At 46.2% G+C, this 21,884-nt stretch carries 22 protein-coding genes; 1 reads left to right on the top strand and 21 read right to left on the bottom strand.

Annotation, left to right across the window (positions count from 1 at the left end; all coding sequences use genetic code 11):
• Positions 1 to 251: 251 nt before the first annotated feature.
• The 7 genes from recG to BLV90_RS15895 all read right to left on the bottom strand — a co-directional run bounded on the left by recG (position 252) and on the right by BLV90_RS15895 (position 7,347).
• Entirely contained in the window at positions 252 to 2,321 is a 2,070-nt protein-coding gene (gene recG, locus BLV90_RS00435; RefSeq protein ID WP_245726200.1) for an ATP-dependent DNA helicase RecG, read from the bottom strand.
• Positions 2,302 to 3,192: an L-serine ammonia-lyase, iron-sulfur-dependent, subunit alpha gene (gene sdaAA, locus BLV90_RS00440; RefSeq protein WP_091734589.1), complete on the bottom strand. Its 891-nt coding sequence runs from the start codon at positions 3,190 to 3,192 to the stop codon at positions 2,302 to 2,304. Before sdaAA ends, recG begins: the two co-directional genes overlap by 20 nt.
• Before the next feature lie 243 nt (positions 3,193 to 3,435).
• Positions 3,436 to 4,098 (bottom strand): L-serine ammonia-lyase, iron-sulfur-dependent subunit beta, encoded by a 663-nt coding sequence (sdaAB, locus tag BLV90_RS00445; RefSeq protein ID WP_091734590.1) that lies wholly within the window; start codon positions 4,096 to 4,098, stop codon positions 3,436 to 3,438.
• A gap of 57 nt (positions 4,099 to 4,155) precedes the next feature.
• A complete protein-coding gene (locus BLV90_RS00450) occupies positions 4,156 to 5,013 on the bottom strand; it encodes a DegV family protein (RefSeq protein WP_091734591.1) in 858 nt (285 codons plus the stop codon).
• A gap of 18 nt (positions 5,014 to 5,031) precedes the next feature.
• Positions 5,032 to 6,726 carry a DAK2 domain-containing protein gene (locus tag BLV90_RS00455; protein WP_425433846.1) on the bottom strand — a complete coding sequence of 565 codons (1,695 nt, stop codon included), beginning with the start codon at positions 6,724 to 6,726 and terminating at the stop codon, positions 5,032 to 5,034.
• A 9-nt stretch (positions 6,727 to 6,735) separates the two neighbouring features.
• Positions 6,736 to 7,101 (bottom strand): Asp23/Gls24 family envelope stress response protein, encoded by a 366-nt coding sequence (locus tag BLV90_RS00460; protein ID WP_091734593.1) that lies wholly within the window; start codon positions 7,099 to 7,101, stop codon positions 6,736 to 6,738.
• A 27-nt stretch (positions 7,102 to 7,128) separates the two neighbouring features.
• Positions 7,129 to 7,347, bottom strand: coding sequence for a hypothetical protein (locus BLV90_RS15895; RefSeq protein ID WP_143034961.1), 219 nt, complete (start codon positions 7,345 to 7,347; stop codon positions 7,129 to 7,131).
• Between the two features lie 31 nt (positions 7,348 to 7,378).
• Between BLV90_RS15895 and rpmB the strand changes: the two genes are divergently transcribed.
• Complete coding sequence (rpmB, locus tag BLV90_RS00465; protein ID WP_091734595.1) at positions 7,379 to 7,567, top strand: 50S ribosomal protein L28; 189 nt, start codon at positions 7,379 to 7,381, stop codon at positions 7,565 to 7,567.
• Positions 7,568 to 7,768: 201 nt separating this feature from the next.
• Here the strand turns inward: rpmB and spoVM are convergent, their stop codons facing one another.
• The 14 genes from spoVM to def form a co-directional block, all read right to left on the bottom strand.
• A complete protein-coding gene (gene spoVM / locus BLV90_RS16785; protein WP_091734597.1) occupies positions 7,769 to 7,852 on the bottom strand; it encodes a stage V sporulation protein SpoVM in 84 nt (27 codons plus the stop codon).
• Between the two features lie 220 nt (positions 7,853 to 8,072).
• Complete coding sequence (locus tag BLV90_RS00475) at positions 8,073 to 8,726, bottom strand: thiamine diphosphokinase (RefSeq protein ID WP_091734599.1); 654 nt, start codon at positions 8,724 to 8,726, stop codon at positions 8,073 to 8,075.
• The gene (gene thiT / locus BLV90_RS00480) at positions 8,726 to 9,271 is read right to left on the bottom strand and encodes an energy-coupled thiamine transporter ThiT (RefSeq protein WP_091734601.1); all 546 of its coding nucleotides are present in this window, start codon (positions 9,269 to 9,271) and stop codon (positions 8,726 to 8,728) included. The genes BLV90_RS00475 and thiT overlap by 1 nt, the downstream gene beginning before the upstream one ends.
• Before the next feature lie 44 nt (positions 9,272 to 9,315).
• A complete protein-coding gene (gene rpe, locus BLV90_RS00485) occupies positions 9,316 to 9,993 on the bottom strand; it encodes a ribulose-phosphate 3-epimerase (RefSeq protein WP_091734603.1) in 678 nt (225 codons plus the stop codon).
• A 3-nt stretch (positions 9,994 to 9,996) separates the two neighbouring features.
• Positions 9,997 to 10,875: a ribosome small subunit-dependent GTPase A gene (gene rsgA, locus BLV90_RS00490; RefSeq protein WP_091734605.1), complete on the bottom strand. Its 879-nt coding sequence runs from the start codon at positions 10,873 to 10,875 to the stop codon at positions 9,997 to 9,999.
• Between the two features lie 95 nt (positions 10,876 to 10,970).
• Positions 10,971 to 12,752 carry a Stk1 family PASTA domain-containing Ser/Thr kinase gene (gene pknB, locus BLV90_RS00495; protein WP_177167819.1) on the bottom strand — a complete coding sequence of 594 codons (1,782 nt, stop codon included), beginning with the start codon at positions 12,750 to 12,752 and terminating at the stop codon, positions 10,971 to 10,973.
• Positions 12,753 to 12,783: 31 nt separating this feature from the next.
• Positions 12,784 to 13,536 carry a Stp1/IreP family PP2C-type Ser/Thr phosphatase gene (locus BLV90_RS00500; protein WP_091734609.1) on the bottom strand — a complete coding sequence of 251 codons (753 nt, stop codon included), beginning with the start codon at positions 13,534 to 13,536 and terminating at the stop codon, positions 12,784 to 12,786.
• Positions 13,537 to 13,736: 200 nt separating this feature from the next.
• Positions 13,737 to 14,801 carry a dual-specificity RNA methyltransferase RlmN gene (rlmN, locus tag BLV90_RS00505; protein WP_091734611.1) on the bottom strand — a complete coding sequence of 355 codons (1,065 nt, stop codon included), beginning with the start codon at positions 14,799 to 14,801 and terminating at the stop codon, positions 13,737 to 13,739.
• Between the two features lie 220 nt (positions 14,802 to 15,021).
• Positions 15,022 to 16,155: a Ger(x)C family spore germination protein gene (locus tag BLV90_RS00510; protein WP_091734613.1), complete on the bottom strand. Its 1,134-nt coding sequence runs from the start codon at positions 16,153 to 16,155 to the stop codon at positions 15,022 to 15,024.
• Positions 16,136 to 17,284, bottom strand: a complete 1,149-nt coding sequence (locus tag BLV90_RS00515; protein WP_177167820.1) for a GerAB/ArcD/ProY family transporter — start codon at positions 17,282 to 17,284, stop codon at positions 16,136 to 16,138. The genes BLV90_RS00510 and BLV90_RS00515 overlap by 20 nt, the downstream gene beginning before the upstream one ends.
• Positions 17,265 to 18,857 carry a spore germination protein gene (locus BLV90_RS00520; protein WP_091734617.1) on the bottom strand — a complete coding sequence of 531 codons (1,593 nt, stop codon included), beginning with the start codon at positions 18,855 to 18,857 and terminating at the stop codon, positions 17,265 to 17,267. The genes BLV90_RS00515 and BLV90_RS00520 overlap by 20 nt, the downstream gene beginning before the upstream one ends.
• A 205-nt stretch (positions 18,858 to 19,062) precedes the next feature.
• Entirely contained in the window at positions 19,063 to 20,436 is a 1,374-nt protein-coding gene (rsmB, locus tag BLV90_RS00525) for a 16S rRNA (cytosine(967)-C(5))-methyltransferase RsmB (protein WP_091734619.1), read from the bottom strand.
• A complete protein-coding gene (gene fmt / locus BLV90_RS00530) occupies positions 20,436 to 21,389 on the bottom strand; it encodes a methionyl-tRNA formyltransferase (protein ID WP_091734621.1) in 954 nt (317 codons plus the stop codon). The genes rsmB and fmt overlap by 1 nt, the downstream gene beginning before the upstream one ends.
• A gap of 4 nt (positions 21,390 to 21,393) precedes the next feature.
• The gene (gene def, locus BLV90_RS00535; protein WP_091734622.1) at positions 21,394 to 21,861 is read right to left on the bottom strand and encodes a peptide deformylase; all 468 of its coding nucleotides are present in this window, start codon (positions 21,859 to 21,861) and stop codon (positions 21,394 to 21,396) included.
• Positions 21,862 to 21,884 lie beyond the last annotated feature (23 nt).

Below are 21,884 nucleotides of genomic sequence, written 5' to 3' on the forward strand. Positions count from 1 at the left end.
CGGAACATGTCCGAAAGGAGGGTACGAACGTGGAGAGATGGATCTTACTCTTCTCTGCGGTCGTCAGAATGGTCGAGACTTTGACGCAGCTATCACAACGCTACGGGCAGAGAGCAAAACGAAAGAGTCGAAAAAAAAGCCCTTACCTGTAGGCAGGGCCATACCCCTCTTCACCCGAACCCGGAGGAATATCCCTTCGGGTTTTTGGGTCACAATCTCAATATATGAAATGATGAGGGAATTACCACCGATCAATCCAAATTTGCTTGGTTCTTTTCAAAATCATGTAGATAGCCCCTAAGCCAAGCGTAAGCGGATTCCTCGTAAAAGGACTCCTGCGCAAGCAGTCGTGCTGCATCGGCACGAGCTATCTCCAGTACACGAAAATCTGTGATCAAATCCGCTACCTTAAAGTCTGGTACACCGCTCTGTTTGACACCAAAGTAATCTCCGGGACCACGTAATTCCAGGTCTCGACGGGCGATCTCAAAACCATCTGTCGTCTCAGTCATCACCCTCATCCGTTCTACACCCATTTCCGAACGAGGATCAGCGAGAAGAATACAGGTAGCTGAACCACCCCCACGACCTACACGCCCCCTTAGCTGATGAAGCTGAGCTAAGCCAAAACGATCCGCATCATAGACAACCATCACTGTGGCATTGGGTACATTCACCCCAACTTCTACAACCGTGGTGGAAATGAGCACCTCTACTTCGTTGGCCTCAAAGCCCTTCATTACGTCTTCCTTTTCCCCTGGTGGCATCTTCCCATGTAAAAGACCTACACGAATGGGTGCTAGCTCCTGAGTGATCGACTCAAAAACGGAGTATGCATTCGCCAGGTCCATTTTTTCCGATTCCTCAATCAATGGACAGATAACATAAGCCTGTCTTCCAGAATCACACTGTTTACGAATAAATTCAACGACCCGTGACCATACCCCTGATTTTACCCAATAGGTCTCCACTGGTAACCGTCCTGCTGGTAATTCATCAATTGTAGAGACATCCATATCTCCATAGGCAGAAATAGCCAGGGTTCGTGGAATGGGTGTTGCTGTCATATAGAGAACGTCGGGAGCATCTCCCTTTTCTCTGAGAAGAGAGCGTTGATTGACACCAAAGCGGTGTTGTTCATCGGTAATCACGAAGCCTAGTGAACGAAAAACGACAGGTTCTTGGATGAGTGCATGGGTTCCAACCACAATATCCGCAAGTCCCATCTGAACTTGACCGAGGGCTTCCCGCTTTTCCTTAGCTATCATTCGACCCGTTAATGAGATCACCCGTACTCCCATAGGTGCTAATAGCGGTTCAAGGGATCGTAGATGTTGCTCAGCGAGAATTTCCGTAGGAACCATCATCGCCCCTTGAAAGCCCGCTAGATAGTTGGCATAGAGACAAATCGCAGCAACGACAGTCTTTCCGGAACCGACATCCCCTTGCAATAGTCGATTCATCCGTTCCTTACTCACTAGATCCGTCAAAATTTCCTGTACCACACGGTTCTGAGCAGCCGTTAGTGGAAAAGGAAGCTGTTCGATAAACGACTGTAGTTTGACCCGATCAAAGGTACGGGACATTCCTTTCTCTTCCTGTTTTTGACGACGACGATGCCATAGTAGCCTCATCTCGTACAAAAATAACTCTTCATAAACCATTCGTCGCCGCGCCAGTCGCCCCTCTTCTTTCCCCTTAGGAAAATGGAGCAAATACATCGCCTTTGCTCTGGACATCAATCGGTACTCGTCCAATAATTCCTGTGGCAGTACTTCATTGATTTCTTCACTAAATTGAACGAAGGCACGACGAATAGCCTTACGTAACCACGTTACGGATATGCTGTCGGTAACTGAGTAGACGGGTTCTAAACGGCCTGCCTGCTGTTCTTGGTCTGCTTGACTGGTAAATGTCCGATCTGCGGTCAATTGAAGACGATGAGCATCCCACTTTCCAGAGACGATAATCGGTTTCCCTGGGATCAATTTTTTGCGCAAAAAAGCCTGATTAAACCACACTACTTGAATATGAACCCCTTCTACTTCCAAACGAGCGGTGAGCCGGGATTTATTTTTTCCATACCAACGGTTGCTCGCTTCACCATACAACAACCCACGAAAGGTAGCCTTTTCTTCGTGTATAGCATCAGCTGGCGATAGCAATCGGTAGTCATCATATCGATAGGGAAAATGGGCAAAGAGATCCTTTACACGATGAATACCAAGTCGTGCTAATTCCTCAGCTCTCTTGGCTCCTACTCCCTCTACTTCAGTGACCTTTCGTTGGTCTAGCCCCATCTCACTCAACCGACTCTCCATAAATATCTTTCTCGATTCGCTTACCCGTTGGGGTCGCAGCCAGCCCACCTAAGGCTGTTTCTTTTAGACTTGTCGGCATATCTCGACCAATACGGAACATTGCACCGACAACTTCATCCGGTGGAATTACACTCTCCACCCCTGCCATCGCCATATCTGCTGCGACCATAGCAATCGCACCACCCATCGCGTTTCGTTTGACACAGGGAGCTTCCACTAACCCTGCCACTGGATCGCAAACCAATCCCAGCATATTTTTAAGAGCGATTGCCAGGGCTTGGGCGGACTGAGCTGGCGTACCACCCGCCATCTCCACAACGGCTGCTGCCGTCATTGCCGTCGCAGAACCAACTTCGGCCTGGCAACCTCCTGTTGCACCAGAAATAAAGGCGTTATTGGCGATGCAGTAACCCATCGCACCACTAACAAAGAGTGCACGCACCATCGCCTCACGATCCGCCTTTAATCGCTCAGCGGCGGTAAAGATGCAACCAGGTAATATTCCACAGGCTCCTGCTGTAGGCGTGGCGATAATGGTTCCCATCGCAGCATTTACTTCAGAGACACTCATGGATCGTGAAACCGTATCCAATACATCTGCACCGGAAAGAAGAGGGCCTCCCTCGTTAATATAGGCACGTATTTTTTGGGCATCCCCACCGGATAGGCCACTTGGTGATCGAAGATCTTCTTCGTTTAATCCTCTTTCGATAGCCTTTTCCATAACGTCAAGATGACCTGCCATCTGGGCGATAATTTCTTCACGCGAACGGTCAAATATCTTCATTTCCTTTTGAATCATTGCTTCGGAAATTGGAATTTCCTTCGATTCAGCCAGCTCGACCAATTCCGCAATGGTACGAAAATCCATCTGGACCGGCTCCTTTTTTCAAAATATAAGTGGAACACCGCACCTGTCACGTAATTCAGGTTAAGAAGGTGGGGTGAACTAATGCGGGTGGTCAACTGCTACAGCATTCCATTGGGGCAAAGAAGTTTTTTTGCTAAATGCTATCGTATACATTGGCTTAGGATCATTGTATCATATGGTACACAACAAAAACCGCCAACCGCCATTCTGGCCGGTTAGCGGTTTTGAAAGTCGTGTGTTCCCTCAGGAAAGAACCGTTAGACTAGTGATATCCTCTAGATGTTCAATTTCCCTTTGTACCTTTTCACCAACGGACTGATCGGTCTCGATGATCATCAAGGCTTGATGGGAACCTCGCTCTTTACGAGAAACTTGCATATATCCGACGTTGATCTTGTTCTCTGCCAACACGGTTGCCACCTTGGCAATAGCACCATATCGATCATGGTGCATAATGAGAAGCGCAGGAGCTGAGCCAGATAGACGCAACTCAAATCCATTTAGTTCGACGATCTCCATCTTGCCACCGCCGATGGAGATGCCAACTACTTCTGCTCTCCCTTCTTCATCCTCCAATAGAAGACGAGCCGTGTTTGGATGATCGGACTTCTCCTCTGACTCAATAAAGGTAATCTCTACCCCTTCCTCACGAGCGATCTCTAAGGATTGCACGATGCGTTCATCAGAGGTGTCAAATCCAAGAAGTCCTCCCGCAATAGCGATATCCGTCCCATGACCCTTATAGGTTTTAGCAAAGGAACCATAGAGAGTGATCGTGACACGTTGTGGCTTTCGTCCGAAAAGGGAACGTGCCGCACTCCCGATCCGTGCCGCACCTGCCGTATGGGAACTAGAGGGTCCGATCATGACGGGACCGATAATATCAAAAACAGAACGATACTTCACGGAAATCCCCTCCTTAGTCTTCTCAAAAGCAGAAACGGGACGATGAGAGAAGGGATTTTACCCTTCTATCGGTTGAAAAACAACGGCTAATGTGCCAGGTCCCACATGAGCCCCAATCACAGGCCCAATCTCTGCACGATTCGTTTCGCGGATATTAAATTCATCCACTAACTTTCTTTCCCACTGATCTCCCTCAGCGAGGTTATCCGTACAAAGAACGGCTGCTTGGACTTGTTGATCACCAAATTGCTCCCGTAGAAGCTCTTGGATTTTTGCCATGGCTTTATTTTTCCCGCGCACTTTATCGACTGGGTAGACAACCCCTTCTGAATTGAGAGAAAGAATCGGCTTGATATTGAGTAAAGAACCAAGAACAGCAGAAGCTTTACCGATCCGTCCACCCTTTTGTAAATACTCTAAGGTATCTACAAGGAAGTAAACCTGCTGACTTTGGAACAATCGATGAGCCAATTCAACACATTCATCAATACTTTTTCCTGCTTTTGCTGCACGAGCTACTTCGACGACGACTAACCCAATGGTAAAGGATGCTTTTTTCGAATCGATCACAGTCACTTTCAATTCATCCTCAACCATGGATTGTGCCAATAAAGCAGATTGATAAGTTCCACTCAGAGAGGAAGATAAGTGAATCGAGAGAATATCCTTATCTCCATCCTTCGCTGCCTCCCGGTAAGCTTCTACAAAATCGACCGGAGAGGGTTGTGAAGTGGTTGGCATATCATCCACTTCTTTTAGGCGTGTATAAAATTCCTGGGGATGAATGTTCACTCGATCCAGATAGGATTGATTACCTAGGTGTACTTTCAATGGGACAAGACCAATTCCTAGTTCGTCACGGAGGGAATCGGGGATATCAGCAGTACTATCGGTAATCACGTGCACTTTTGCCATTCTCGACACCCCTGGTTTCTACTCGACAGCGAACAAGAAGTAATAGAGGGGCTGTCCTCCGTAATGCACTTCACATTCGACGTCGGGATGATGCTTTTCCAGATAATCAGTCAATTCTTTCACCTGTTCAGAAGAAGCATCTTGACCATATAAAATGGTGACCACGTCTGCTTCATCTGCCATCATCTCCTCAAGCAAATTTCGTGAGGTGGTGATCAGTTCTCCACCAACATGATGGATCTTTCCTTCTTGAATCCCAAGAAAATCACCTTCATGGATCTCTCCACCATCATATTGGGAATCGCGCACAGCATAGGTAACCTCACCAGAGCGAACAGAACGCACACTATCCATCATCCGAGTCATGTTCTCCTCTGCCCCTTCCTCTGGGCTAAAGGAAAGGAGAGCAGCCAGCCCTTGTGGGATGGTCCTGGTGGGCAATACCGATACAGGCGTCTTAACCAACTCTACTACCTGCTCTGCCGTCAAGATAATATTTTTATTGTTAGGAAGAATAAATAGTTGATCTGCATGAATCCCTTCGATCATCTTTAAAATTTCTTGGGTACTCGGATTCATCGACTGCCCGCCCTGAATCACAGCATCCACACCAAGGCTTTTAAAAATCTCAGCAATTCCTTCTCCAGCAGCCACTGCAACAAAGCCATAGGGCTTTTTCTCCTTGGGAGCTGCTGGTGCTGTGTGCCCTGATGTATTCCCTCCCTGTTCCAGGATCGTGGAGTGCTGTTCACGCATGTTTTCAATCTTGATGCGAGTTAGCTCTCCATATTTTTGGGCATAGGAAAGGGTATCCCCTGGATTCTCAGCATGGACATGTACTTTAACCAAATCATCATCCGCCACAACCAATAGCGAATCTCCGAATTTACCCATATCGGCCCGGAATGATTCTTCGTTAAACCCGGCCTTATCCTGTTTCTTTGCATCCAAGCGAACAATAAACTCGGTGCAGTATCCATGTTCGATGGTGGATGTATCAAAATGAGACTGGGCACTTTGATGCGCCAATTCACTTAGGGACTTCACAGCCTGGGGCTGAGCAGGCTCTGCAGTCAGCGCGGGTAACTTTTCTCCTTTAAGAGCACCGAGAAATCCTTCGTAAATCGTTACCAAACCTTGTCCACCTGCATCAACAACACCCGCTTGGGCCAAAACTGGCAAGAGCTTGGGAGTCTTGCTCAAAGAGATGCGTGCCTCCTGTAACACCGTTTCCATTACTTCGATGATGTCTTCTGTCTTACGTGCTTTTGCCACTCCTTTTTCCGCAGCTTCTCGAGCAACGGTTAAAACAGTGCCTTCCACTGGTTTGATCACCGCTTTGTAGGCGGTTTCAACTCCTTTTTTCAATCCTTCTGCGTAGAACCGAGCAGTCAGAACTTCTTTTTCTGCAACGCCTTTACCAAATCCGCGGAATAATTGAGAGAGGATCACGCCGGAGTTTCCCCGCGCACCCATCAGGAGTCCTTTGGAAAGCGCTTCAGCTAACTCTCCCACATGGGAGGTAGAGGCGGACTTACGCACCAGCTCTTGCGCTCCCGAGGTTAACGTAAGATTCATATTCGTTCCGGTATCGCCATCCGGAACAGGAAACACGTTTAGAGCATCGACCATATCGACATGTTCGTTTAGTCGCTCCGCCCCAGCCCGAACCATATTTGTGAATAGAGTTGCATCAATCTGCTGTACCAACAGAGATCCCCCTTACTCTTCGCTAACCAATCTAACCCCTTGTACATAAATATTGACCCGATTCACGGTAATCCCAACCATCTGGCCAAGGGTGTACTTCACCTTTGATTGCACATTATGAGCCACCTCTGAGATCTTCGTCCCATAACCAACGATGATGTGCATATCAATTTCCATTTCATCGTTTTCGTTTTTTACTTCAATGCCTTTACTCCAATTTTCTCTTCCCAACAGTTCAGCAATGCCATCTTTCAGCTGTTTGCGGGAAGCCATCCCAACCAGCCCGTAGCAATCCATCGCTGCCACACCGGAAATCGTGGCAATTACATCATTGGATACTTCGATCTGGCCATAGTTGGTAGAAACATCCAAAGTCATCAATAGTTCCTCCCCGGAATGGTATCCTTATACATTAAACCCATTGTACAATAACAGTTTGCGGAAAAAAAGTGCCACAACCATCATACTCAAGCCTCTCCGTTCTTGCAAGGGATCTATGCGTGTGCTAAAATGGGTAAGTATTTTGCCGCCAAGGGCTGTCCTTGGCAGGAAAACCGACCGGTACATAGCCACCGGTTTGGATTCAGCTTCGGGAGAGCGGGCGGGATCGCCCTCGGATCGCATCCTCCCAAACGATGTTTAGGAGGTGGGGAATATGTCACGTCGTTGCTTCGTCACCGGCAAAGTAGGCAAAACCGGAAACAAGGTAAGCCACTCCAACCGGAAAAATCGCCGCAAATGGGGCGTTAACGTCCAAAAGGTACGCATCCTTGTGGATGGAAAACCAAAACGTGTATACGTGAGCACCAAAGCCCTGAAATCAGGCAAAGTGACCCGCGTCTAAAACCGGAGAAGCACCATTTGGTGCTTTTTGCCGTTTCGTCTTATAGGGTACGCCAAAACCCGGCCTCATAGTAGGCCGGGTTTTTAATCCCATTCGCCGGGTTGAATGGGGAAAGGGGATCGCCTTTATCATGCTGACGATCAATTATGATCACTAGAGATCAGTCCGTTTTTCCCGACCGAAGGATTCGGCGGATGGGGGTCATTTTTCTTTATTAAATACGCCCAGTAGAGCCTTGACCATCCCACCGAGTAACTTTGGGAGTCTGATGGTGTAGAATTTCACCCCTACCCCTCCTTCAACTTGGTCGAAGCGTGCTCATCCCGCCACACTTATTTATATTCTATAGGTGGGATCGTGTACCTAGAACCGGAAAGGACCACGGCCTAAATTGACGCGATTGGATTTTCTTAGGCTGTGTTGGCCTCCTTACTTGACTCCCCTTTTGTTATGTACGCTTAAAGTAGGTTGGCCCATGAAACGAAAAAACGACTAACCCATGCGTCTAGCCGTCTCTGCTTTCGATGATGATCAGTTTCCCCGAGCGAATCTGAATAAAAGCTTCTGCTTCAATTTGTTCATTACTAATGCCAAGCGAATCCACTCGTGTAAGAATCGCATTGGTTAAAGAATAGGCAAATCCCGTAATCGTCACGCCCTCAACTTGATCGGTTAGCGCGAGAAGTGATACATAGCGAAAACGCTGATCCTTGAAGAGGGTCATCATTCCCTTCTCCGCCGTCAACAGGCGGATATTATTATCATGATTACTGATAATTCCCTTCACACCTGCTGCTTCAATCTTCTCTAGTAGAACGAGGTTTGCCAAGGCATGATCGATCCTCGTCCCACCTAAAGCCCCGAGTAGAAGGAGCTCACTAGGAGATTGCAAAAGAGCTTCGTCCACTGCAAAATAGGTATCCGTTACATCTTTGGCCATTGGAAGGTGTTTTACAGGGACTCCCTGATCGGATAGATCTTTCAGAACAAGCTCCCCAACAGAATCAAAATCACCCACAGCAAGATGGATCGGCATCTTGGCATCTAGAAGGGGAAGGACACCTGCATCCACTCCAATCACGGTATCCTGTGGCAGGATCTTCTCAAGATCCCCTTGATCGATCTTTCCACCAACCACGATTACCACCCGATCATTCATTAGCGACGCACCGCCAAATGAGGGGCTTTCTTTAATAGAAATATCATGATAGCAATCGTGACCGATATATCAATCACCATATAAGTAGCATTGTAGTACAAGGAATAGAGTGCTACTGGCCACCCCTTGGGAGCATTGCTACCAAACCAGACTACCCCAGAAATAAAATGAGAAGAGAGCCTGGCTAACCCTGCTACCACAACCCCTAGAGACATCCTCTTCATGTTAATCTCCGCTTTTTTATTGCTCAGGCTAAACAAACCAGCTAGACCTAATAACGCAAAGGCGAGCGGATAATCCAAAATAACCTGCACTGGATGAGTTATATATGGTTTAATCATCAAATTAATAAGTCCTACTAATAAACCCGTCACCATACCCGCAACCCATCCACGCCGAAATGCTAGGATAGCAATCGGGACCATAACCAAGCTGGCCGAACCCCCTTGGGGCCAAATCTGTATTGCCACATAGTTACTAAGTATCCCACCGATTGCTGCCATAATCGCAATTTCCATCATGATAAGCAAACGTTCGCGTTCCATCTTTATCCCCCTTAAAACCAACCGAACAACCCTAATCTACAACTTTAAAGAGCCGACTTAACCCCTTTTTCCGCACTGTGGCGAATCGCAGCAATCGCAGCCCCACGATCTTCTTTCCCAAAAATAGCCGAACCCGCTACCAAATTGGTAGCTCCAGCAGCAGTACACAGCTCCGCAGTTTTAGAATCTACCCCACCATCAACTTGGATCTCTATCCCATTTAAACCACGACTTTTTACCATTCGATTGACCGTCACGATTTTATCCACCACACTCGGGATAAATGCTTGTCCACCAAACCCGGGGTTTACTGTCATCAAGAGGATGTAATCCAAGTCAGCTAGGATCGGTTCAAGAGTTTCCGCAGACGTAGCTGGATTGAGCACAACACCCGCTTTTACCCCAGATTCTTTAATTAAATGAATCGTCCGATGCAGATGACGGCATACCTCCATATGGACTGAAATATAATCTGCTCCCGCTTCGGCAAAGGCTGGAATATATCGATCTGGTTCCTCAATCATCAAGTGAACATCAAGAGGCAATTCTGTATGTGGACGAATCGCTTTCACGATCAGTGGACCAATGGTGATATTGGGAACAAATTTCCCATCCATCACATCCACATGAATCCAGTCTGCTTTTCCCTGTTCTACATCCTTAATCTCTTCACCGAGGCGAGCAAAATCTGCTGAAAGAATAGAAGGTGCGATCTTAGTCATTCGTTAATACCTCCGATTATCGTTTATTTCTTCAAGAAACTGAAGGTACCGTTGGTGCCGTCCTTTATCAATCTCTCCTTTATCACATGCCTCTAACACTGCACAACTTGGTTCATTTTTATGCAGGCAACTGCGAAACTTACATCGGGGTGCGCGTAACGCTATTTCAGGGAAACAAGCGGAAAGCTCTGTCTCCTCCATCCCCGTAAAACTGAGTTGACTAAAACCAGGAGTATCCGCCACTTGTCCACTGCCTGGCAGATCCAGTAGTTCTATTTGACGCGTCGTATGGCGACCACGGCCCAGCTTTCGACTCACTTCCCCTGTCTCTAAGCCCAAGGAGGGGAGTATCGAATTAAGAAGAGAAGATTTCCCTACTCCAGACTGACCCGCAAAAACAGAGAGTTTGCCTGACAGCTCCTTCTTCAATTCATCGATACCCGTATCCTTCTCTACACTGGTGGTGAGAATCGGATATCCTGCTGGATCATAGATCCCTCGCACACGATCAATCAGTTTTTTTGGGTCGTCCACGAGGTCCACTTTTGAAAGGCAGATCAAAATCTCCAATCCTTCTCGCTCCGCATGAACAAGGAAACGGTCAAGTAAATCAAAGGATAACTCGGGTTGACGTAAGGATCCAACCACTACGGCTTGCTCTACATTAGCAATCGGGGGACGGATCAATTCAGTCTTCCTAGGATGGATATCTGTCACCCAACCTTCTCCATTCTCCGTCTCCTCAAAGGTAACGAGATCGCCGACCAACGGAGACCATTTTCGTTTTTTAAAAACGCCTCGTGCACGACACTGAATATCCGCTTTAGGCGTCCGTACATAATAGAAACCACTGATTGCCTTGACAATACGCCCTTCAGGCATACCATCCCTCCTCGATTTAAGCTTGAAAAACGAAAGGAAAACGAGGCTCCCGCCTCGTTCACATGATGTTCTATAAACCACGTTGTCATTCCTGGTTACCGATTAGGTGGGGGCTCTGCATCCCGCCCTTTTTTAGAATCTGCAATCCAGACTTTCACCACACCATCTCGTTTCACGCGCTCGCCAGGCGCAGGATCCGTGGCAAATACTTTCCCCCGCGGCGTTCCTGGCTTTGGCCAGAAGATCAGTTTCGTACGGAGTCCACTACCCCCTATACTGCTCTGAAATTTTCCAACCAAGTTAGGTACTTTCACCGTTCCATTTTTATCGTTCACATACAACGTAATCGACTCATTACTTTTTACGGAGCTCCCTGAACTAGGGGTCTGCTTATATACTTCGCCTTCTCCATATTTGGAGTCATAGCCTTCTCTAGCGATATTAACATTTTGGAAACCCTTTTCCCGCAGCTTCTTTTTTGCAGCGCGCACCTTTAATCCTACTGTGCTAACCATCTTCCCGCTATTCGAGCCGGAACTGACGAAGAGGTCCACTCCGGACCCCTTCTCGACCTCTCTGCCTGCTTCTTCACCCTGTCGAACTACTGTATTTTTTTTGGCTGAATTAAAAACAGATTCGACTTTGCCTATATTGAGGTCTTCATCTTTTAAGACCGCTTTCGCCTCAGCCACCGTTCTCCCTTTTAAATCAGGAACTTCAGCACTATTATTAAAAACACCCCACACCGCATCAAAACCAAGCAAAGCAAGACATATAATTACAATCATTGTAAAGAGACCAAAGAGCACTTTTTGCCACCAAGGCATGTTGGTTTGCACATTTTCTAGCCATACAACCGTCCGCTCGAGTACGGTTTTATCTTTATCTGCAGGAACATTTCGTAAACGCTCCAAATTTGCCAGCGTTTCTTGTCCTACCTGAGAGCGTTGGGATTCTTCACTCGAACGCACACCGATGCCACTATTTACTGTATTCATCGGCTTTGTTGCTAAATCATCTCCATCTACTGTACGCCAGCGTGGCTCATCCATCGAGTTTCCTGTATTAAAAACAGCATCGATATCCTGCTTCATCCCACGCACCGATGGATAACGATCATCTGGATCTTTCTCCAGTGCCCTAATGATAATATCCCGGATTTGGGGAGGAATATTCGGGTTGAGTTGAGAAGGGTCCATTGCTGGTTCCTGTAAATGTTTCATCGCGATGGAAATCGCGGAATCACCATCAAAGGGAAGCTCCCCTGTTACCATCTCATATAGGATTACACCAAGGGAATAAATATCCGATTTCGCACTAATCATACTGCCACGAGCTTGTTCTGGAGAGAAATAATGAACCGAGCCCATCACCGATCCTGCTTGGGTAATAGTAGAAGAACTTGTCGCACGGGCAATTCCAAAATCCGTCACCTTGGCCCGACCATTATAACCAAGGAGAATATTATGAGGTTTCACATCCCGGTGAACAATTTCGTTTTCATGGGCGTGTGCTAACGCGTCACAGATTTGAGAGGCAATTGAGACGATCTCTTCTGCTGTGAGAGGGCTGTATTGCTGAATATACTCTTTCAGCGTGGGACCCTCAATATATTCCATCACTATGTAGTGGGTGTGGTTTTCCTGACCAACATCATAAACCCCCACCACATTAGGATGAGATAGACTGGCGGCGGCTTGGGCTTCACGGCTAAATCTTCGCACAAATTCCGAATCATTAGAGAGGCTCTCATTCAACACTTTAATGGCAACATAACGGTTTAACAGAACATCCAGAGCCTTATATACCACAGCCATGCCACCGCCACCTACTCGACTAACTACCTCATAGCGGCTTCCTAACTTCCTGCCTTCCACGGTTATCTCACCTCACCCTCCTGTACAGTTTCTAGTTCGTCGATTGGATAGATCCGTCATGTTTTATAAGGATGACCGAAATATTATCTGTCCCTCCAGCTTCTAATGCTCGTTCTAATAGAAGATCTGCCTTCTTAGACAGAGGAAGATTCGCCGTAAGTACAATTCCCACTTCGTCGACCTCCACCATATTAGAAAGGCCATCGGAGCAGATCATTAGTATATCCCCTTCATACCAAGGAGTAACGATAATATCCGGCTCTACTTCATCGTTGGTACCTACAGCACGTACGATAACATTGCGCTGAGGATGAACCTTTGCTTCTTCTTCTGTGATCTCACCATGCTTTTTTAGGACATTGACGAGAGAATGATCCTCAGTTAATTGATAAAGACCATCCTCATGTAGAAGATAAGCGCGACTGTCTCCAATATGAGACAGTACAATCTCATCATCCCCTAGCACAGCGGTAATGGTCGTCGTTCCCATTCCCTGTAATTTACTGTTATTGGAAGCCATTTCATAAACTTCATGATTTGCTTTTGCTACTGCCCGTAACGTTAACTTACGAATTTTCTCTGTATCCATGTCCCGCTTAAGATGATGTAGCTCCTCCTTAATAATACGGACGACCGATTGGCTTGCGACATCACCCGCTTGATGACCGCCCATACCATCAGCGACAACAGCTACAGGGACGCCATCCTCTGACTCAAATAATCCCACGCTGTCCTCATTATGATCACGTACACGCCCTTTATGGGTATGCCATGCATTTTCCATTCCGGTGACCCCTTTCCCTGCCTGTACGGTGGAACCGCTTCTTAACGAAGGGAGAGGAAGTAGTCCTTTAAGTTCCCTGTCTTTTTAGTACCAACACCGCACCTCGGAGAAAACTTCACTAAGTTAAACATACACGAAACATCGCTATTGGTCTATATTTAACCAGGTTGGTTCCGAACGAGGTAGTATTTCTTAATCTATCAGGTTTGGACCTTCTTCTCTTCTTTATCCTTGTGCTTCGCACGAAGCTGACCACAGGCGGCATCGATATCACTACCATGTTCGCGGCGGATGGTTGCATTCACCTTGTAGGATTCCACGATCTTCTGAAAGCGGAAGATCTGATTACGAGATGTACGGGTATAATTTCGCTCAGGTACAAAGTTAACCGGAATCAAATTAACAAGTGCTCCACTACCTATAAGAAGTTGACCCAACTCATGGGCATGCTCTTCTTGATCGTTCTTACCACCAATTAGAGCGTATTCGTAGGTAATCCGTCTCCCCGTCTTCACCGTATAATATTGGCATGCCTCCAAGAGTTCCTCCAGAGGATAGCGGCGACTTACTGGCATCAGCTGCCTGCGAAGTTCTTGGTTTGGAGCATGTAAGGAAATGGCCAACACCACCTGTAACTCCTCATCCGCAAACTTGTAAATCGAAGGAACGATCCCACTGGTGGAAACCGTGATATGCCGTTGACCAATATTGAGGCCATAGGAATCATTGATCACCCGTATAAACGAAAGAGTCGCGTCGTAATTTTCAAAGGGTTCACCAATCCCCATAATTACGATGGAATTGACCCGTCCGCCGCCACCCTTACGATCCAAGTATTTTTGAGCCGCCAAGACTTGCGCGACCACTTCACCAGCAGTCAGGTTTCTTTTTAGTCCACCAAGGGTAGAAGCACAAAAGGTACATCCCACTCGGCATCCAACTTGAGTCGTAACACAGACGCTATTCCCGTAATTATGCTGCATAATCACCGTTTCAATGGCATGATGGTCATGCAATTGAAATAGGAATTTCACAGTTCCATCTCGGGATTCCTGAACGGTAAGCGTCTCAAGGGGATCTAACCAAAATGCCTCATGCAGACTTTCCCGCACTCGCTTGGGAAGGTTGGTCATTTCATTGAAAGAGTCCACCCTTTTTTTATAGAGCCAATCCATCACTTGTCCAGCTCGAAAAGCAGGCTCTTTCATTTCTTTCATCCACGCTACCCACTCCGTATGAGTGCGGTCGTATACAGAAGGCTTCATAACAGGAAAACTCCCAGCATAAATAAAATACAACCATACCTCAAAACTTTTCTCATTATATCAGTCCGTGTCCGGAAAGAAAAGGGCACTACATAAGGATTTTTTCCCCGTTTCATGGTTTCTAATGAAACATTTTTGCATAACAAATAAAAGTTTACCCCTTCTTTCAATCTATGCTTTATCCCTCTATTATATACTACTTTTCATCAAATACAAAAAATTATATTCCTATTCTCACCCCTGGCCGCTTGAGGATAACTTCATATTTAATCGAAACATCCGCTTTAGAGAAATCCTCATCGGTCCAGTTCATCTCATTCCACCATTTAGGATGAAAGGCTCGAATGCGATTCCCCAGTCCACAAATATCGGAACGAAAGTTTTTTTGCATTATTTTCATAGAGTTCATTGCCTGATTTTCATAGGCCTTTGCTACGTGATGAGATAATCTATCCAATACCGTGGGTTGATGGAGATCACCTATACATGACTGTTCAACAATGTCTCCTAACACCTTTATCGTGATTCGAAAAACCGCCCTCCCCTTGCGGTTACCAATACGAATTTTACGCTTCACTGCTGATGGTTTAATAGCAATATAACCCGGCTTTTCTATACAAAGAGTATTCATTTCCTCCCCCAAAGTTCCATCATGGAGTTGCACCACTGATCGAGATTCTATCCGATTAAGAGTGCCTAGCATCTTTGTCCCTTTAAAAACGGCTAACCCTTCCCATTTTACTGTATGACCGTCAGCACTCAAGTAATTGAGCGCAGGTTCTTTAGCCGGATTGGCTTTATCAGTATAAAAACGGTTTAATCCCCTATGTTCTAAAATTAAGCGATCTCCGATTTTATCTTTTAGAAACGCAATAACATATTCAGCTGCCACTCGCTCTGGTGATTTTACCTTCAAAAAATGCTGAGCATCTCCTTTTGCAACGATCATAAACTCTCTTCGCCTAAACTCTGGATCGCGACCAAAGGCATCTAATAGTTTAGAGATGCCTTTTTTAGCAAGCTGCTCGCCGATAATAATAAGACGAGTATCTCCGAAAGTGAGGTGTTGGTTCGACTGATAGTAAACATCACTGACAGCATCGGAGAAGGTATGCCCGCGTCCTGTTAAGATTTGCGCCGGCACTGCGCCACTTCCGTCAGAACCCGCTGCCGTGTTATTTACGGGAATAGGTATCTCCATGTTGACAACAAGTTGATCCTTATCACCCTTATCCTGATCGACAGCTACCGCGGTCACCGATAATCGTTCTTCAAGTTCTTGTGAATCCCAACATCCTCCTAAGGGTAAACAGACCAAGATAACTGGCAAAATTTTAAGAAGGTGAAGACGCATGTTCTTCCTCCTTCCTTCGCCCACGCACAGCCAATAAGATGAAAAAAATCCCAACAACGAGCAGGATGACGATCATCTCCGTAATACTTGCCCATCGGCTCCATTTCCATAATTTATAAATGTTGGCTGGATATTGGGCTAAAAAACACACGATGAAACCGTAGATGATTGCCACCCATATACGTCTTTTCTCTTTTAATTGGAGATAGGTCATCGCCAACTCGACGGCGGCACCAAAGATAACAATGATGGTCGTAAATATATTGATCATCCACATAACAATAAAAAGCGCATCAAAACGGTCTAGGATTTCACCAGGAACAAAAACCCCCTTAACATCCTCGATGGTGGGATAAACCAGATGGTCCACTTCCCAAGCTCCAAAGGCATCTATAGAGGATACCACCGTTAACCAAAAAAATAAGGTAGCGACGAGAATGGCCACCCCATGAGTACGAGTTGATTTTTCTGGTTGTTGGAAAAAAGCCATATATACAAATAAAACGCTATATCCGCTAAAGGAGCACATCGTAATAAGCACACCTTTGAGTACATCTTTCCAGTCACACTGAAACATTGGGAGCAGGTTAAGAAGATCCCCATTAGCAAACGCTCCCAAAAACAAAGGGATTGCAAGATAAACGAATGGAGTCAAAAACTCAGTAATCCGAGCGATAATCACTAATTTATTGCTAACGGCTACTGCAGATACCGCGACGATAGTGGCCATTAGTACGAGCTGAGGCGTATCTGGTAACACATAAGCGTCAAGTACTTCAGCAAAACCACGTGTCACAGTAGAGGATATCCACAGCCATAATCCTCCTAATACGAGAGTAAAAGGAAGGGCCAAAAATTTGCCCATCCACCGTCGCTTCTTGTTACCCAGGACACTCTCAGTAAATTGAATCACATTTTGACGGGGAATTTTCTGCATTAGAGCGCCAATCACCCACACGAGACCAAAAACAAGGGCTCCACTAATGAAAACGATCCAGATACTATCTATACCACCCACCTCTGCACCCTCTCGAGGCAGCACAAGCACTTGAATCCCTACTATACATGAAAAGAGTAGATTGTATACTTGATAATCCGTAATTGTATCATCATGGTTGTTTTTGCCCACCAGATTTCACCTCTTCCTCTCGTTTGTCATTTTCAGCACGAAAGATTACTGGGCGCTGATTCATATATTGCCACGGAACACGTATGAAACTATCTTTTAAATCGGACAAGCGCAATGGACTAAAGGGAGCCATGTAAGGCACATTAAATGAACGCAGTTTAAGTAAATGGATAAGGATTATAAAACTTAAGAGAATAACCCCAAATAAACCAAAAATCCCTGCGGACATTATTATTGGGAAACGTAAAAGACGGAGAGAAATCGCCGCATTATAGCTGGGAGTAGCATAGGAACTAATCGTTGTTAACCCAACAATAATTACCATTAAAGGGGAGACCAAACCTGCGGTCACCGCAGCCTGCCCAACGACTAACGCCCCAACGATCCCAATGGTTGGGCCAAGCAGGCCTGGTAAGCGAATACTCGCTTCTCGCAATATCTCTACGCTCAATTCCATGATTAAAGCCTCTATAATGGATGGAAAGGGTACCGTCTCTCTTCCAGCAGAAGCAGCGATGGTCAGCTGTGGTGGAATCATCTCCGGATGAAAGGAAATGAAGGAGATATAGAGGGCGGGTAGAGAAAGTGAGATCAGTAAGCTGAGTAAGCGAATCAATCGAATAAACGTACCAATAAGATATCGTTCATAGTAATCATCTGGGCTATTATAAAACTGGGAGAAAATTGCTGGAGCAATAAGAACATTGGGGGTTCCCTCCACAATCACTGCCACTTTTCCTTCCAATAGATGAGCGACAACCGTATCGGGCCTCTCGGTATTTTGTATGGTAGGAAAAATGGACCAAACATTATCTTGAATCATCTCCTCGATATAGCCACTTTCCAGAATTCCATCGATATTAATTGCTTCAATTCGTTTTACTACTTCTTCTACAAGTTCGTTCTCAGCAAGACCGTCAAGGTAGGCGACGGAAATGGGTGTTTTTGTCCGTTTACCCACGGTCATCCCTTTCATACGTAGATCTGGATCCTGTAACCGCTGCCGAACAAGGGCCGTATTGACACGCATGGACTCGACAAAGCCTTCTCTAGAACCACGAATGACTGTTTCAGACCGAGGATCACTAACCGACCGCCGGTGAGGCCCTTTTAAACCAATGATAAATCCCTCTGCATATCCATCCACAAAGAGCGCAACGTTGCCACCCAAGGTGTTGTTTACCAAATCCTCCATCTTTGTTATCCGTTTTACGTCCCCAAATTGTATAAGGCTTTGATCGACAGCTTCTAACAGATCTTTCTTCGTATCAAGGGTTTTTCCCATCAGCATTAAGGGTTCAAATACATTTTCATCGATTCCAGCAGTAAGGCTCATCCCATCGAAATAAATAAGTCCTGCTTTGCACTCCGTGGTATATTGAATCGTAAAACGACGGACGATTAAATCATTGCTATTTTTCTTGTCAAGAAGGGTTTCAAAGTAGTCTAAATTAGCTTCGACATCCGAGGATATCGAAACTCCGTCTACCCGATCTTTTTGCTTTTTCTTTGCATTTTGTTGGAGGACGTCGTTTTTACGGCGTTTCCGTAGACGTCGAATCCGTTTTATCATTATCCATCACCACATCCTTACACTCCCCCTAAGACAAAAAAAGCATACTAAACAAAAATAAGATCATCCCTTTATCCAATTTTCCCATAAAAAAAGCCGTTCTCATCAAGAGAACGGCACCTACAGAGATCAGGAATTATTTAATTAAGACCTTTTGGATGGAAAGGCGGTTACACTGCCTTTCAATTGGAACACTCAGTCGAAGTTATGTCTCTGCTCGCTTTACCATACGAGAGATAAAAAAACCGTCACTTCGAAAATGGTGAGGGAGAATTTGTATGCTTCCCTCACGAAGAAGTGCTTTGCTTTTTACTTTGGGTAAGAGCTTTTCTTCAATTCGCTCATCCAATTGGAACGTGTCGTTACGTGCCAAGAAAGCAGCCACTTGCTCTTCATTCTCTCTCGGTTCTATCGTACAAGTACTGTAGACAAGCACCCCTTCTGGGGCGACTAAGCTCGCCGCCGCATCTAACAATTCGGCTTGTAAACCTACGAGATCTTCAATCTCAGTCGCTTCCTTCGACCACTTGATATCCGGTTTTCGCCGGATCACTCCCAAACCAGAACAAGGTGCATCCAGCAATACAAAGTCAAATAAGCCATCCACTTTTTCTGGCAAGGTACGTAGATCTTCCTGACGCGTCTTTACCATCGTCAAACCGAGTCGATTGACATTGGCACGAATTAACGCCACTTTGTGACCATGAATATCACAAGAGAGAAGCTCACCTTCATTGCCCATCTGTTCCGCAAGATGTGTCGTTTTCCCACCTGGTGCAGCACAACCATCCAACCCACGTTGTCCTGGAGCAGGACCTACGACTTCAGCAACTAACATGGAGCTTTCATCTTGAATGGAGTACCATCCCTCTTGATAACGGGCATGGAGGGCTGGATTTCCGCCTCCCTGAAAAACGATGCCTTGTGTAGCGATCTCAGAAGGAGCGATCTTCGCTTCGGGATAGGCTTCTTGTAAATAGTGAATCAAAGCCTGACGGTCGGTTTTAAGAGGATTGGTACGAAGCGTAATCGCTGGGGGCTCGTTATTGGCGGTTAATATGGCCGTAGCGGTCTCACGTCCATAACTTTCTACCCAGCGACGTACCATCCATTCAGGATGGGAATAAAGAAGAGCTAACTGGCCAATATCCTGGGGCAAGTCAGGGAGATTCCATTCTGATCTCCGCCGTAGATACCCGCGCATAACTCCGTTAACCAAGCCGGATATCCCTTTATGACCACGATTTTTCGCCTGATTAACCGTCTCATGTACCGCAGCCCGAGAGGGAATCCGATCCAGATAACGAAGTTGGTACAAGCCCATGCGTAGAAGCTGGCGAACCCACATTTCTAGCGAATGAACTCCTTTTTTTACAAGGGCATTGAGAATCCAATCGAGGGTATTACGACGTTGAGTCGTACCATATACCAGTTCAGTCACCAACCCACGATCACGGGTATCATTCAGTGAACTTTTTTTCAGTCGATCATTGAGAAGAAGGTTGATATATGCCCCTCTTTCCTCGGTTGCAATCAGGATATCTAACGCGACATCCCGTGCTGATTCAAGCTGACCCATCAACAATCCCCCAAACGGGTCCCAGGCTTCATCGGCCGGCCCCGTAAAAGTTGCTCTGCTGTCATTGCTTTTTTACCAGCGGGTTGTAGCTCGGTGATCACAAGAGCTCCATCTCCCGTAGCAACTACAATTCCATCCCCACCTGCGCGCAGAATCGTCCCCGGTAATTGTGTGACGGGCTCGTCCAATTCATGGGCTCGCCAAATTTTTAAGGGCTTTCCTTCCCAGAAGGTAAAGGCGACGGGCCATGGATGTAATCCGCGTACTTGGTTGGTCAACTGCCGAGCACTTTTCTGCCAATGAATCTCTTCATCTTCGCGACGAATGTTAGGAGAATAAGTAACCTCATCGGTATTCTGTGGACGTGCTACAATCTCTCCTTTTAGGAGATCAGGGATCGTCTCCAGCAATAATTCGGCTCCCAATACGGATAACTTATTGTGAAGTGTACCCACATCATCCGACTCTTCAATCGGGATGCTTGACTGGCTGAGAATATCCCCCGCGTCCAATGCCTCCACCATATACATAATGGTAATTCCCGTCTCCTTCTCCCCAGCGATCAAAGCATGGTGAATCGGAGCCCCTCCACGATATTTGGGCAACAACGAAGCATGGACATTGATGCAACCCAAGCGCGGTACATCGAGTAAGGATTTTGGTAGGATCTGGCCATAGGCCGCCGTTACGATAAGGTCAGGCTCAAAGGCAAGTACCTTTGCCAATGATTCTGGTGCACGCAACCTTTCCGGTTGTAAGACAGGGATTTCTAATTCAACGGCTTCCTGTTTCACAGGAGAAGGTGTAAGCTCCCGCTTTCGCCCACGGGGACGATCTGGCTGAGTTACCACTGCAACGACATTGCCACCCGCTTCAGCAAGGGATTTCAAGGAGGGGACTGCAAAATTGGGTGTACCCATGAATACGATTCGAATTTGATTTATTTCACTCATCCACTCACTCCCCTGTCCCAGGTTCATAGACACGAACTGCTATATCTGTAAATAGAATTCCTTCCAAATGATCCACTTCATGTTGAAAAATCCGTGCTAGATATCCCTCTGCTCCCATCTCAAAGGGGTTTCCGTCACGGTCCTGAGCCTTTACCAGGACCCGTTCAGCTCTGCGTACATTTCCTATCAAATTAGGAATGCTGAGGCATCCCTCTGCTGGCTCTATTTGTTCACCCTCATAGTTGGACAAGACGGGGTTGATTGCTTCGATCAAACCTTCACCATCATCCAATATGATGACTCGTTTCGAGATTCCTACCTGGGGCGCAGCCAGCCCTACACCAGGGGCATCATACATTGTATCTGCCATATCATCTAATAATTTATGAAGGCGTGAATTAAATTTAGTTACTTCTTTTGCCTTCTCTTTTAAAATGGGGTCCGGTACTTTTACGATATTTCTAATCGCCACGTTTTCCCCCTCCTTCCATCATC

It is taken from the genome of Marininema mesophilum (assembly GCF_900106775.1).
GTDB classification, from domain to species: domain Bacteria; phylum Bacillota; class Bacilli; order Thermoactinomycetales; family DSM-45169; genus Marininema; species Marininema mesophilum.